11 protein-coding genes are annotated in these 13,773 nt (G+C 64.2%); 3 read left to right on the forward strand and 8 right to left on the reverse strand.

All coding sequences use genetic code 11. The features are described 5' to 3' along the window. The first annotated feature begins 129 nt into the window (after positions 1–129). Entirely contained in the window at positions 130–1,455 is a 1,326-nt protein-coding gene (locus SB749_RS02405) for an MFS transporter (protein WP_410708842.1), read from the forward strand. Next, the gene (locus SB749_RS02410) at positions 1,452–3,392 is read left to right on the forward strand and encodes a bifunctional sugar phosphate isomerase/epimerase/4-hydroxyphenylpyruvate dioxygenase family protein (RefSeq protein ID WP_410708843.1); all 1,941 of its coding nucleotides are present in this window, start codon (positions 1,452–1,454) and stop codon (positions 3,390–3,392) included. The genes SB749_RS02405 and SB749_RS02410 overlap by 4 nt, the downstream gene beginning before the upstream one ends. A 5-nt stretch (positions 3,393–3,397) precedes the next feature. Here SB749_RS02410 and SB749_RS02415 read toward each other — a convergent pair whose 3' ends face one another. Next, positions 3,398–4,258, reverse strand: coding sequence for a hypothetical protein (locus SB749_RS02415; RefSeq protein ID WP_410708844.1), 861 nt, complete (start codon positions 4,256–4,258; stop codon positions 3,398–3,400). A 259-nt stretch (positions 4,259–4,517) separates the two neighbouring features. On the opposite strand from SB749_RS02415, the gene SB749_RS02420 reads away from it, so the two are divergent. Continuing rightward, positions 4,518–4,835, forward strand: a complete 318-nt coding sequence (locus tag SB749_RS02420) for an XRE family transcriptional regulator (RefSeq protein WP_410708845.1) — start codon at positions 4,518–4,520, stop codon at positions 4,833–4,835. Between the two features lie 207 nt (positions 4,836–5,042). Here SB749_RS02420 and gap read toward each other — a convergent pair whose 3' ends face one another. The 7 genes from gap to SB749_RS02455 form a co-directional block, all read right to left on the reverse strand. Then, positions 5,043–6,038 carry a type I glyceraldehyde-3-phosphate dehydrogenase gene (gene gap / locus SB749_RS02425; RefSeq protein WP_410708846.1) on the reverse strand — a complete coding sequence of 332 codons (996 nt, stop codon included), beginning with the start codon at positions 6,036–6,038 and terminating at the stop codon, positions 5,043–5,045. A gap of 245 nt (positions 6,039–6,283) precedes the next feature. Next, entirely contained in the window at positions 6,284–7,345 is a 1,062-nt protein-coding gene (locus tag SB749_RS02430) for a GlxA family transcriptional regulator (protein ID WP_410708847.1), read from the reverse strand. Between the two features lie 45 nt (positions 7,346–7,390). Further along, on the reverse strand, positions 7,391–7,732 hold the full coding sequence (locus SB749_RS02435) for a carboxymuconolactone decarboxylase family protein (RefSeq protein WP_025777624.1): 342 nt from the start codon (positions 7,730–7,732) through the stop codon (positions 7,391–7,393). Positions 7,733–7,830: 98 nt separating this feature from the next. After that, a complete protein-coding gene (locus tag SB749_RS02440; RefSeq protein ID WP_410708848.1) occupies positions 7,831–9,672 on the reverse strand; it encodes a serine hydrolase domain-containing protein in 1,842 nt (613 codons plus the stop codon). Positions 9,673–9,954: 282 nt separating this feature from the next. Continuing rightward, positions 9,955–11,427 (reverse strand): PQQ-binding-like beta-propeller repeat protein, encoded by a 1,473-nt coding sequence (locus SB749_RS02445; protein WP_410708849.1) that lies wholly within the window; start codon positions 11,425–11,427, stop codon positions 9,955–9,957. A 194-nt stretch (positions 11,428–11,621) separates the two neighbouring features. Further along, positions 11,622–12,242 carry a response regulator gene (locus SB749_RS02450; RefSeq protein ID WP_410708851.1) on the reverse strand — a complete coding sequence of 207 codons (621 nt, stop codon included), beginning with the start codon at positions 12,240–12,242 and terminating at the stop codon, positions 11,622–11,624. Continuing rightward, a complete protein-coding gene (locus SB749_RS02455) occupies positions 12,239–13,669 on the reverse strand; it encodes a histidine kinase (protein WP_410708852.1) in 1,431 nt (476 codons plus the stop codon). Before SB749_RS02455 ends, SB749_RS02450 begins: the two co-directional genes overlap by 4 nt. Between the last annotated feature and the right edge of the window lie 104 nt (positions 13,670–13,773).

The following is a 13,773-nucleotide window of genomic DNA, read 5'->3' on the forward strand; positions in this document are numbered from 1 at the left end:
ATCTCAATCACACTGTAAACCACAATGTAACAATTACTGCCACACTATGGCAATGCAACGTCGGTCCGATGAACGCTCGACAGCGCCGAGGCCGTCGATAAGTCCTGAGAGTGAGAAATGCGAGGAAGCATGAGCAACGCGATCGAGGAAGCTCGCCCCACGAAGAAGACACCGCTGCGCGCGGCCCTGTCGAGTTGGACGGGTTCGGCCCTGGAATACTACGATTTCGCGGTCTACGGGACCGCGGCGGCACTGGTGCTCAACACTCTGTTCTTCCCCGAGACCACCGCACCGGGAATCGCCATTCTGCTGGCCATGGGCACGGTCGGAGTCGCGTATGTCGTGCGTCCGCTGGGCGCGCTCATCATGGGACCGCTCGGTGACCGCTTCGGTCGCAAGTTCGTCCTCATGCTCACTCTGTTCATGATGGGCGTGTCGACCTTCATCGTCGGCTGCCTGCCGACCTACGACCAGGTCGGAATGTTGGCTCCGATCCTGCTCGTGCTCTGCCGCATCGTCCAGGGCCTGTCGGCCTCGGGTGAGCAGGCGAGCGCGATCTCGGTCTCCCTCGAACATTCGGACGAAGAGAAGCGGTCGTGGACGACGAGCTGGACCTTGCACGGCACACAGGCCGGCACCCTGCTGGCCACTGCCGTGTTCATTCCCTTCACTGCCTTCCTGCCTGACGAAGCACTGTTCAGCTGGGGCTGGCGCGTACCGTTCTTGCTGTCGGCGCTGGTCGTGCTCACCGCCTGGCTCATCCGTCGCGGGCTCGAAGAGCCGCCGGCATTCAAGGAGTCGCGGGTAGAGAACCCACCGCTCATGCAGGTCGTCCGGTGGCACAAGGCTGCGGTCGTCCGCGTGGCCGTGTGCGCCATGGTCAACACCGTGAATATGGTCTTCACCGTCTGGTCGCTGTCGTTCGCCACGTCGATCGTCGGCCTCGAGCGCTCGACCATGCTGCTCGTCTCGGTCATCGCCAACGGTGTCGCCCTGTTCGCGATCCCGACGGCCGCGCTGCTCTCCGACCGATTCGGCCGAAAGCCGGTCTTCATCACCGGCGCCGTCGGATCGGGTCTGATGATGTTCCCGTACCTGGGTGCGGTCTCGGCCGGGAACTGGCCGCTCATCTTCGTCTTCGGCGCCATCATGTCCGGCTGTGCGTACTCGCTGGCCAATTCCATCTGGCCCTCCTTCTACGCCGAAATGTTCCCGACGACGGCACGAGTGACAGGGCTGGCCCTGGGCACGCAGGTCGGATTTGCGGTCTCCGGCGGCCTGGCTCCGGTCCTCGCTTCCGCTGTCGCCGGTGCCGGAGGAGAGAATTGGGTCTCGGTCGCCGCGTTCACCGCGGGCGTCTGCATCGTCGTCGGTCTGGTTGCCCTGACAGCGAAGGAGACGAAGGGACTGAGCCTGGAAGAGATCGATGTCGTCCACGAGGAAAGGTCACGATGAGAACCTCGATTGCCACTGTGTGCCTGTCGGGCACGCTCGAGGAGAAGCTGCAGGCTGCCGCAACGGCAGGATTCGACGGGGTCGAGATCTTCGAACAGGATCTCATCGTCTCCCCTAACTCCCCCGAAGCGACCGCCTCGCTGGCCGCAGAGCTCGGACTGAGTCTTGACCTCTATCAGCCCTTCCGCGATTTCGAAGGCGTCGATGAGAAGCAGTTCGCCGCCAATCTGGCCCGGGCCGAGGCGAAGTTCCAGCTGATGAAGCGAATGGGCATGACCACGATTCTGCTGTGCTCGAACGTCGCCACTGCGACCATCGACGATGATGAGGTCATGGTCGATCAGTTGCGCCGCCTCGGCGACCTGGCTGAGAGATATGGCATCAATGTCGCTTACGAGGCGCTGGCCTGGGGCCGTTTCGTCTCCGAATACGATCGCGCCTGGGACCTCGTCAAGGCCGTCGACCATCCGCGCATCGGCACCTGCCTCGATAGCTTCCACATCCTGTCCCGTGGCACGGACCTGTCACGCATCGCCGAGATCCCGGGCGAGAAGATCTTCTTCCTCCAGCTCGCCGACGCTCCGGCCCTGTCGATGGACGTCCTCAGCTGGTCCCGTCACCACCGGGTCTTCCCCGGCGAAGGCTCGTGGGACCTCACCGACTTCCTCGCCCGCGTCGCCGGGACCGGTTATTCCGGACCGGTGTCGCTCGAGGTCTTCAACGACTCGTTCCGGCAGGCCGACACTCAGCGCACCGCTGTCGACGGACTGCGGTCCCTGCGGTGGCTCGAAGCCAATGTGTCGGCAGCTCGTGAAGGCAATGCTTCCTCCGCTCGCACGGGACGCGATCGTGTGCGGCTCGATCTGCAGCCGCTGCCGCAGGTCGCGCAGCCGCGAGGCATCGACTACGTCGAACTGAACACCGATGACCTGGGCGCGCTCACCCGGCAGATCCATCAGCTCGGGTTCCGGTTCGTCGGCTTCCACCGCACGAAACCACACGTGCAACTGTGGCGACGCGGTCAAGCTCGAATCGTCGTCACCGAGCCCACCGGACCGGAGAACGCTCCGATCGAGACATCTGATAAATCCACCGTTGCGTTTGCAGTGTCCACTCCGGATGCAGATTCCACTGCGTCCGAGACTTACCTGCGCGGCATCGGATTCGCCGTCGCAGATGCCGATGCCGCAATGGAACGCGCCCTCCTGCTCTCGACGACCGAGGTTCCTCGCGAGCAGGCTCACGACGAGAAGGTGCTGCGTGGGGTCTTCGCGCCCGACGGGTCAGAGGTCTTCTTCGGTGATGGAGACGGTGAGGATCCGCAGTGGACCGACGAGTTCGGCACCGTCCCGGACGACCGGCAGTCGGCTATCGACCACATCAACTTGGCTCAGCCAGCCCATCATTACGATGAGGCAGTGCTCTTCTACACCTCCCTGCTCGCTCTGACCGCACTGCCGTCCCAAGACGTCCCGAGTCCCTCCGGCCTTGTGCGCTCCCAAGTGATGTCCAGCGCCGATGGGGCAGTGAGGATGCCGCTCAACGTCTCCCCCGATCACAGCCCCAACGCGTTGAGCCGAGGTGCCGGCTCATCTGCCGCGACTTACCCGGAGCATGTGGCCATCGCCTGCGATGACATCTTCACCGCGGCGACGACGGCGGTCGCTCGAGGTTTGAAGTTCTTGGCAGTGCCCCAGAACTACTACGAGGACCTTGCGGCACGCTTCGACCTCGCACCGGAGCTGCTGGATCGGCTGCGAGAGCACAATATCCTCTACGACCGTGACGACCGGGGCGAGTTCCTCCACTTCTATACGTCGACGATCGGCTCGGTCTTCTTCGAGATGGTCGAACGCCGTACCGGCTATCGCGGCTTCGGCGCTCCGAACGCACCGGTGCGGTTGGCAGCCCAGCATCGGCGCAATACGGAAAGCTGAAACAGTCAGAAAGGCGCGGCGCTCCCGCGCGAATCGACGTATTCCATACCAGACCAGTCGCTCGAGCTGATCGCCGAACCTTCGAAGCCGAAGGACGACCCCCACGACTCATAGTCGACGTCCTCGCCTGCCTCGAGCTCGAGACCGTACGGCCAAGGGCACATCTCTCGTCGAGGATTCGGCCGAAGCCGACGGCGCGAGATCTGCCAGACGATTCGTCGGATCTCGTGCTCCTCAACACCGAGGAAATCAGCGGCAGCGCCGATCAGTTCAAGCACATACTCGTCCGTGGCTATGGGGTACCACCCCACAATCTGATTGAAATAGCCCTTCACGCGGTAGTCGATATCGAAATGAGGGGAGCCTGCGATCATGAGCAGATTGCGCCATGAGAATCCCGATTTCTGACTGGGGAGCGCTCTCCATGCCTTTGCCACCACATTGGCATGCGGCCCGATACACGGTTCTTCTCCGACGGCGGCGAGCAGCTGCTCAACGGTGTCGATGCCATGATCGGCCATCACTCGTGTGGCACGGTCGACAACCTCGGCCCTGAGCATGGCGCCCGGCTGCACATTGGCAGGCTTGACATTGCAGATCACCTCCCGCGCCCACACCTCGGGCCCGCCGGCCTCTGCGATCGAGTACCGCAGTGATTTCGCCCCATCGGATTCACCGTGCCGTTCGATATAGCGATCGCTGACGTTGTCGACCGCCGTCGAGTGCGAACCCGTCGAATAGAGCGCGTCGAGAATGCACAGAGCGAGACTGCCCGGATAGCTGATTGATCGCGGCTCCCCTCGGTCGTCGAGGAACTCTTCACAGCTCCACGCCAATTCTCTGATGCTGCTGGTCGTGATCTCCATTGTTCTGACCTTCCATCGTGCATCGCACCCTGCGATGCGGCGCCCCTGACTCCGCTGTCGGAGGCATGATGAAACACTATCCGGGGGCACTGACATACCTTGATCGGAGAAGAATAGAACGAATCATTCATATGAAATCGTGAGAGGTGCATTTCTCTGGACGGCGTCGTGCCACGCACCGTCTCACCAGGGGAAACCGCCACCCTCATAAGAGTCCCCCTGCCTTGGCACTCCTGGTGACCTCTGGCAAGGTGGAGCCATGAGCACAGACGAGATCATCATCGACGGCCCCCTGGCACGCGCAACGCGGATCCTCTGCCAGGTCTCAGCCAAGCACGTCGCAGACAAAGCTGAGATCGACAAGTCCGAACTCAAGGACTACGAAAAGGGGCTCGCGGACATCACCGCCGAGCAGGAGCGTCGACTCATCCTCGCCCTCGAGGAGTACGGCGCACGGTTCATTCCCGACGGCAAGGAAGGCGGCTACGGCATCCGCCTGAAATTCAGCCGTGCGAAGGTCCGCGCCATCGAACGCTGGGAAGACGAAGGCGGCACCCCCGGCGCCGACGACGTCTGAGCTCCTCGCCGAAGACAGTTCTCCACCGAGGTCATCTGGACTCAAGCACACTCAGCGATAGTCAGGCGCCTGGGCAATAAAAGGCTGTGGCCTCGAATCCGCGTTGAGCGGATTCGAGGCCACAGTTGCATCCGTTGACTCCGAGGAACCACCTCGGCGCCGAAAATGTCGCCGGCGACGAGCGCCGGGAAACATCAGCAGTGAACGTCAGTTCTTGCCGATGAACTCGAGGTTGTCGACGACACGATTGGAGAAGCCCCACTCGTTGTCATACCAGGCAACGACCTTGACGTGGTTGCCGACGACGCGGGTGAGTGCGGAGTCGAAGATCGACGAAGCCGGTTGACCGACGATATCGGAGGAGACGACAGGTTCGGTCTCATAGTCGAGGATGCCCTTGAGCTCACCCTCGGCGGCTTTCTTGTAAGCGTCGAGCACCTCGTCGCGGGTGACCTCGCGGGACACGGTCGTGTTGATTTCGACGATCGAGCCGACCGGGATCGGCACGCGGATGGCGTCACCCGACAGCTTGCCGTCGAGCTGCGGGAGCACGAGACCGATGGCCTTGGCCGCACCCGTCGAGGTGGGGATCATGTTCTCGGCGGCGGCACGGGCACGGCGGGGATCCTTGTGCGGGCCGTCCTGGACCATCTGATCACCGGTGTAGGCGTGGACAGTGGTCATGAAGCCCTGCTCGATTCCAGCGAGGTCATCGAGGACCTTGGCCAAGGGAGCCAGGGCATTCGTCGTGCAGGAGGCGTTGGAGATGACGGTGTGCTCGGGCTTGTACGCCTCATTGTTCACACCAAAGGCGAGGGTGACGTCGGCACCCTTCGAGGGAGCGGAGACGAGGACCTTCTTCGCGCCGGCGGTGATGTGGGCGCTAGCCTTTTCGGCCTTGGTGAAGCGGCCGGTCGATTCGAGCGCGATGTCGATGTCGAGCTCGCCCCAGGGCAGTTTGGCCGGATCCTTCTCGGCGAGGACCTTGATGGTCTTGCCGTCGATGATGAGGGAGCCCTCGGCGGCCTCGACGTCGTGGTTGAAGCGTCCGAGGGTGGTGTCGAACTTCAGCAGCCGAGCGAGATCGTCGACGGCGCCGAGGTCGTTGATGGCCACGACCTCGAGCTCGCTGCCGCGCTCGATCAGGGCTCGCAGGGTGCTGCGTCCGATGCGACCGAAACCATTGATGGCGATGCGAGTCAATGTCACTCCTTGTAGATGTTGAACACGGGATTCGTCTTGATATCTCCATCATGGGCAACTTTCAGGCATGGCAACAGTGGCCAGAAAGACAATCTACGCTAGATTCTCGCCAGTTGTATTGCCAAAGGTCGAAAGTTTCTAGCCAGCCCCGTGTTCGTGTGATCCGGGTCGCTGAAAGCCGGCGATACAACTGTGGAATTGCCGCTGCAGGACGACGCGAGAAGTCGTCGAGAAGAGGACTCTTCTCAGCCTTGGAAGGAGTGACGGTAGTCGTTCGGGGAGGTCGAGAGGATGCGCTGAAAATGCATCCGCAGATTTGCACCCGTTCCGAGTCCCACCTGGTCAGCGATCTGTTCGATGCCCAGGTCGGAGTTCTCCAAGAGCTCGCGAGCCAGGTCGACCCGAGCTCTGAGCACCCACTGCATGGGTGTGTAGCCGGTGTCTTCGACGAAGCGGCGGGAGAAGGTGCGCACGGAGACTCCGGCGTTGGCGGCGAGATCGTGCAGAGTGATCTTCTCGCCGATGTGCTGAAGCGCCCATTCGCGGGTGTCGGCGAAGTCGTCGCCGAGGGGGTCCGGCACGCTGCGCGGCACGTATTGCGCCTGGCCGGCGCTGCGGTAGGCGGCCGCGACGAGGCGGCGGGCGACCTGGTTGGACAGTCCGACACCGTGATCGCTGCGGATGAGGTGAAGGCACAGATCGATCGCCGAGGCGGCTCCGGCGGAGGTCAGCAGCTGCCCTTCGTCGATGAAGAGGACGTTCTCGTCGACCTTGATCGAGGTGAACCGTCGGGCGAGCTCCTTCGCCGTCGACCAGTGCGTGGTGGCGCGTCGCCCGACGAGCAGTCCCGTGCGTGCGAGGACGAAGGTGCCGGTGGAGATGGCAGCGATCCGCGCGCCGCGTTCGAATGCCGAAAGCAGCGCCCCGATGACCGAGGCCGGCGGTTCTTCTGCCACCGCCGAGGTGGCACCCGGCAGGATGATCGTGTCCGCGGTATCCAGGGCGTGAAGTCCCTGGTCAACAGAATAGTCGAGCCCGTCCGAACCGGTCACCTTTCCTGCGGTGATGCCGCAGACCTCAACCTCATAGGGCCAGACCCCTGCGGGGACGGTCGTCGGACGCGCACCGGGAACGGCGGAAGCCGCCTCGGTGTGAGTGCGATCTGTGGCGGCGTTCGACTCGCGGCCGAAGACCTGGACGGGGACGCCGAGATCCATGGCAGACACCCCGTCCAATGCCAGCACAAGGATGCGGTGCGGGCGGGAACGGGGCGTTCTGCGCGGAAGGGGGCGGGATTCGTCACTCATGATCGCCTCTCAGTCTAGGCAATCGGGACTCGCCCCGAGGCGGACTCAGTGCTCGTGGACCCCGGTGAGCTTGAAGCCCAGACGACCGTGGGCATATGCTCCACCGGCGCGGAGAGCCGAGGCGGTCCAGGCGGTCTCGGCCAGTTCGGTCTCCGTGGCGCCGGCCTTGACGGCGGCATTCGAATGCGCATCGATGCAGTAGGCGCACTGGGTGGTCAGACCGACGGCGTAGGCGATCAGCTCACGGTACTTCAGCGGGATCTCACGACCTTCGGAAGCGAACACGGCGTTGTTGAACTCACCGAAGGCCTTGAGGATGTCTGGAGTGGTCTCTTTGTAGGCCCTGTCGTACTTGCCGTCGGTCTCGCGGTCGAAGAAGTCGGTCATGGTCGTATCTCCTGTGATCGGTGTCATGTTCCGAGCCCCACGCTACCGATCTCGCTCTTCGACCGCACGGGTTTCGTCAAATGATGACGCGCTTGGCCTCAGTACAGCGTGTTCTGCCCGATGAGTGGGACAGTCGGCGCTCCCGGCAGGGGTGGTTCTGCGGGAGCCGGCGCCACGGGGGCATCTTCCGCCGGGGCGGGCAAGGTCTGCGCAGGGACCGATTCGACGGAATTCGCAGCCGCCTGCACCGCATCGGCTGGTGACGCAGCCGCCGGACTCGACTCTGCGGCCAGCGCCTCGGCGCTCTCCGCTTCGGGACTGCCGATACTCGGGGCGGCGGGAGCATCTGCCGGCGGCGCGGCGGGAACAGCTGCGTTCGGCGCTGCGGGCACCACGGGCGCGGTGCCCGGTGCAGCGTTTCGGGGAGCCGCCTCGGTGGGGGCAGGAGAAGTCGGCTCGGACGGAATCGGTGGGACCGCCTCGGCGATGGCCTCGAACATGGCCAAGGTGCCGTGTTGAGCGGCGAGGCTCACCGGCTCGGGATCGCTCGAGAGCTTGATGCCGACGGTCTGGGTGGCGCGGTCGATGTAGAGCATCTGGCCGTGGATGCCGATGCCGATGACGACGTTGCGGTCGGCCGAGGGGATCCAGAACTGGCTGCGGTACATTCCGCCCGGATAGGAACGCCCCGACGGGGATGCGGCGAAGATCTTCGCCGAGTCCTCGGTACCGGTGAAGATGTCGTCGACCCATTCCGCCGAGAGCACCCGTTCTCCGTTTTCGGTGGTGCCTCCTCGGGCGATGATCTCGCCGAAGCGGGCGAGGTCGCGCAGGGTGGCGCTGATGGCACCGTCGGCAATCGATCCGCCCCACCGGTCCTGGCAGACCTGGGCGGCGTGGGCGGCGCCGATCCGCGACCACACGTATTCGCTGGCGACGATGGAGAACGGCTGGCCGGTGACTGCCTCGGCGATCCAGGCGAGCACGTCGGTTTCGCAGCTGCGGTAGACGAAGGCCGAGCCGTGTTCGCGGTCGCTGGTCAGCCCGGTGAGGAAGTTCTTGATCCCCTTCGCCGAGGCGGCCGATCGGGGCGCGAAATCGACCGCTTCGAACAGAGCACGGATCTCCGAATCCTCCTCGAGGTACTCCTCGGAGAACTTGATGCCCGAGCGCATATCGAGCAGGTCCCGGATCGTCGCACCGGCGTAGCCGCTCTCCGCCAGTGCTGGCACATGGGTGGTGACGAGGTCGGTGGTGCGCAGCAGCCCGGCGTCGGCGAGCGCGCCGATGACGGTGGCGACGATGGACTTGCTCACGGAGAAGAGCATGTGTTGGCGGGCCGGTTTCATCGGCCAGGCGTATTCCTCGGCCAACGCCACTCCGTTGCGGGTGACGAGCCAGGCGTCAGTGTGGGTGTTGGCCAGCACGTCGCCGACGGTGGTCCAGTCCTCGTCGGCGGCAGGCCATTTCTCGCGGTCAATGGTCAAGGACCGGAAGTCGTTGTCTTCGGTGACGTATTCGCGCACCGGCCCGATGCCGCGCGGGATGCCGCCGGTCGGGAAGATCTCCTGCATCCGGGTGAGCGCGAAGGCGAAGAACTCGGGCCATTTCCAGGTGTCGAGGTCGATGCTTTCGAGCACCGCTTCCGACGGATCGACGATGGCGTCTTCACTGGCCGAGGTGAGCTCCCCGACGTGAGGAAGGGTGATGTCCAACGCCGAGGCGTCCGCATCGTCATCGGCGTCCCCGGACTGCGCGGTTGCAGGGTCTTTGGAGACCGAGGGCTGCTGGGAGTCCGCGTCCGCGGATCGGCCAGGAGCCGCCTCGGTGGCGGTGTCTGTGGACGTGCTGATGCCCTTGGTATTGCCGGACAGTGCACCGATGCGGCGGTTCGGCGGGGTCACCGGGTGGGGCGGAAACGTCTCGTCTTCGCCTGCCATGTCACCTCCACTGTCTCGACCTGGACTGCGCTGCGCATGCGCGCGGCCGTCCCGATGTGCAGGGAACAGACTACCGGTAGGAGGTGAAACTCCGTAGTTGAGACGGGCCGATTCGGGCGTTGCGGCGTTCTCCACCCCGAGCGTCTGCGCCTCTCAGCTGGTGTGACGGTAATGGTGATTACCTATCAGTTATTCATCTGACAGTTGGTCACAGTGCCGATGCGGCGCGCTCGGCTTCCGACTCACTGGCGCCGCCTCGGCCCGCAACGGCGGTTCGGCGTTTCACGTGTCGACCACAGCCCACATCGTCGTCGATTTCTCACCGGCGACGAGAATGGTGCTGTAGCCGGAGGTCAGCTCATCGTATTGGTCGGCCTTGTGCTCTTCGACGAGTCTGCCGGTATCCGAGTCGTAGAAGCTCGTCTTCTTATTATCAGTGAGCACGACCAGCCCGACGTCGGGCAATACTCCCTCGCCGCCCCACGGAGTCGTCGATCTGTAGTCGCCAGCTTTCCACGCCGTCTTCCCGGTCGCTGCATCGATGGCGACGACGCCTCCGTCGGGACCCGGCGCGAGTACCGCAGCCTTCCCTCGGCTGTCGAAAGGCACTGTTCTGGGAGCCCCCGAGTACAGCACGGTATCGAAAGCCATCTCCGGTGCATCCGCGAACCATCCTTCCGGCGACCCGTCCGAGCCCTGATATTTGACCGCCGAAGCGAACAGCTGCAGCTGCAGACACGCGGCCCGGCCTTCCGGCGTAAAGGTGAAGTCGGTCGAACACATCGGATCGGTCGTGTCCTCCATCGCCGCGGCGTTAGGGCCGGAGTCGGCGGCCAATGTCGCGCTGTCGGTCTCTTTGAGTCCAGCAGGAAGGGTCAGCTCAGCTGCTCTGCTGAACGCCTGGCTCATCGGGTCATCGGGGTCCTCGGCTCCGAAGAGGTAAGTCAGCGTGGTCTCATCGCTTGTCGGAAAGACGTCGAAGTGCTCGACTCCGGAGTCGTCGATCGCTCGAGCTTTGGTGATGGGAACAGTGGCATGGCGCCCGGTGTCCAACGAGATCCGTGTGACCATGGAGTCCTCCCCGGACTTCCATGACATGACTGCGTTCTTGCGGTCCGGCGCGAGGTGAATCAGGGAGCCGCCGAAGGTCCGACCGTCATCATCGATCGACAGCGACGGCCAGGCTTCAACCCCTGTCGATGGGTCAAGGGCGAACAACACCGCATTGCCGGCTTCGGAGGTAGGTGTGCAGCGCCCGTCCATTCGCATGCCGCTGTATTCGAGCAGGAGCAGGTCATCTTCGCCGAGGCGGTTGCCGAGCCCTGTCGACCGGGAGCCGAACGCCATCTGTTCATGACACGCATCGTCGGGGCCGGGAATGTCGAATGACCAGGCTTCCTCGCCGTCTTCCCAGGTGTAGGCAGTGACCGTTCCCGAGTAGTCGTTGACGATCACCAGGTCTCCCGCGGAATAGGCTTCTGAGCCTCCGCCTTCGTCATTGATGTAGGCGTCGATGCTCCACAGCTCTTCTCCGGCGGAATCGATCGCCCGCAGCTTCTCTTCGACCCAGTCGGTGACGAGCGCATGCCCCGCACCATCGTCGACGGTCAGTGTGGCGAAGTAATCGAGCTCGACCGGTTCGGCCAAGGTCGGGGTCGTCGTCGGCGATGGTTTTCCCTCTGGTTCGCCGCCGATGCTGCAGCCGCTCAGCGCCACTAAACCTGCCGCCACAATCGCCGCCCACATCCGCTTCATAATGCGTTTCTCCTGCTCATACCCCGGTGCATAGCTCGATCATATGCGGCGGCATTCACATTGGCACTTCGGGTGTGGTGCTCCTAGAACCGCGCACTCGCCGAAAAACGGGCTGCGTGTCGAGAAACGGGGGTGCACACGCGTTTCTCGACACGCAGCCCGTTTTTCGGCGGAGACTGCGAGAGGCACGACCCCTACACGAGCCCTTGGTCTTCGGCGACGCGGATGGCGCGGGCGCGGGAGTCCACGCCGAGCTTCGTGAACACGTTGACGAGGTGGCTCTTCACCGTCGCCTCGGTGACGAAGAGCTCCTGAGCGATCTGCGCGTTCGACGCCCCTGTGGCCAAGAGTCTGACGACGTCACGCTCACGCCGGGTGAGCTTCGGGCTGGGATTGCGCATCGCGGCGAAGACCTTCGACGAGATCTCCGGAGGCATATAGGTCTCCCCCTTTGCCGCCTTCTCGATCGCCAGCGAGATGTCCCCCGGGTCGATGTCCTTGAGCAGATATCCCGAGGCCCCGGCGTTGATCGCGGCGATGATCTCCGAATCGAGGTCGAAGGTGGTGAGGATGAGCACCGCCGGCGGATTCGGCTTCGCGCGCAGTCGCTTCGTCACCTCGATGCCGTCGATCCCCTCCCCCAGCCGCAGGTCGCAGAGCACGACGTCGGGGTCGAGCTCATCGACGATCGTCAGCGCTTCCTCCCCGCTGCCGGCCTCACCGATCACAGCGATGTGGTCCGGTGCGTCGATGACGGACCGCAGACCCTCCCGCACGACCGGGTGATCGTCGACGAGGATGACTCGGATGCTCATGCGTTCTCTCCTGGATCCGTATTCTCACGTGTGCCATCGCCCTCGCCGAGGCGGCCGGAACCATCCACGCCATGCACATCGGCGGGTACGCCGATTCCCTCGCCGAGGCGGCCCACCGATTCCGTGCCCGTGCCCTGGCCAGAGGTGCTGAGTCCTTCGCCGCGGGTGCGCAGTTGGGATTGGCTGGGCAGGGTCGCGGAGATCGCGAACCCGGAGCCCTGGCTCGATTCGATGACGAGCTCGCCGCCGAGCTCGCGCATCCTCAAGCCGATGAAGTCGAGTCCGAATCCCGAATCCGGGTTCCGTTCTCGATTGTGCGGATCAGCCATTCCGACGCCGTCATCGACGATGTCCATCCTGATCGCCCCGTCGAGATCCATGAGGCTGACCATGACCCTTGTGGCCTGCGAGTGCTGACGAACGTTGGCGAGCGCCGACTGCGCGGTCCGCAGCAACGCCACTTCCACCTCGGCGGACAGGGTCGGCAGGGTCTCGTCGACGTCGAGTCGACCGCGAATCGAACTGTCCTCCTCCAATCGGGTGAGCAGCCGACGGATCGCGGCGGTCAGTGCACCGTCCTCGAGCTCAGCCGGGGCGAGCGCCGCGATGATGCGGCGGACGTCGCGGGAACTCTGCGCGGCGAGGTCCTCGACCTGGGCGAGCGCCTGCCCGGCGTGATCATCGGTGGTGCGCTCCGCCTCGGCGTGGGCGATGAGACGGATCGACGAGATCGACTGCGCGATCGTGTCGTGGATGTCGCGGGAGACACGGGTGCGCTCCTGGATCTCGCCGGCATGCCGCTGAGTCAGGGCGAGTTCGTCCTGGAGGTCGAGCAGATTCTGGTGGGCGAGTTCGAGGGAGCGCAGCAGCTCCTCCCGGCGACGACCTTCACGGAGGAGTTCGATGTAGCCGCGGGAGAGCCCCAGCGCGAAAACGGCACCGATGAGCGAGCCGATGATGCTCGGCGCGAGCACCTGACCATAGTGGGCCAGCGGCGCGACGATGGTCGCAATGTAGGTCAGGGCAGTGAAGACGATGGCGATGCGCAGGGAGAAGAGGTGGCCGGCGAGCAGCCAGAGGAGGAAGGCGACCCAGATGAACTCGGCGGAGACGAGCAGGGTGCACAGCCAGGCGGCGGCGAGGACGATGAGCCACCATTTCGCGAGGACCAGCGCACCGGTGCGGGCGGCTCGGACCGCGCCGAGGGCGTACCAGGCGAGGAACACCACGCTGACGGCGATGGCTGCGAGCATCGGAGCGCCGGCGGTGATCGCGCGGATGCAGGAGATGAGCATGAGGACGATCGCGATGGCGTGCTGACCGAACTCCATCGTGCGTTCCGTCCACTTGCGTGCGCCCACGCTGCCGCCTCTCCGTGCTTCTGACTCGGCCGCCACAGCGCCGAGAGAATGGTCTTCTGGTCTCATGATCCTCCTCGCCAACTCAATCACATCCTGGACTGCGGCGGTATGACATGCGCGGGCCCGGCTGACGAGTTTCGTCGTCGCCCGGGCCTCGCGCCTCTCACTGG

This window comes from Brevibacterium sp. SIMBA_078 (assembly GCF_046534565.1).
Lineage (GTDB): Bacteria > Actinomycetota > Actinomycetes > Actinomycetales > Brevibacteriaceae > Brevibacterium.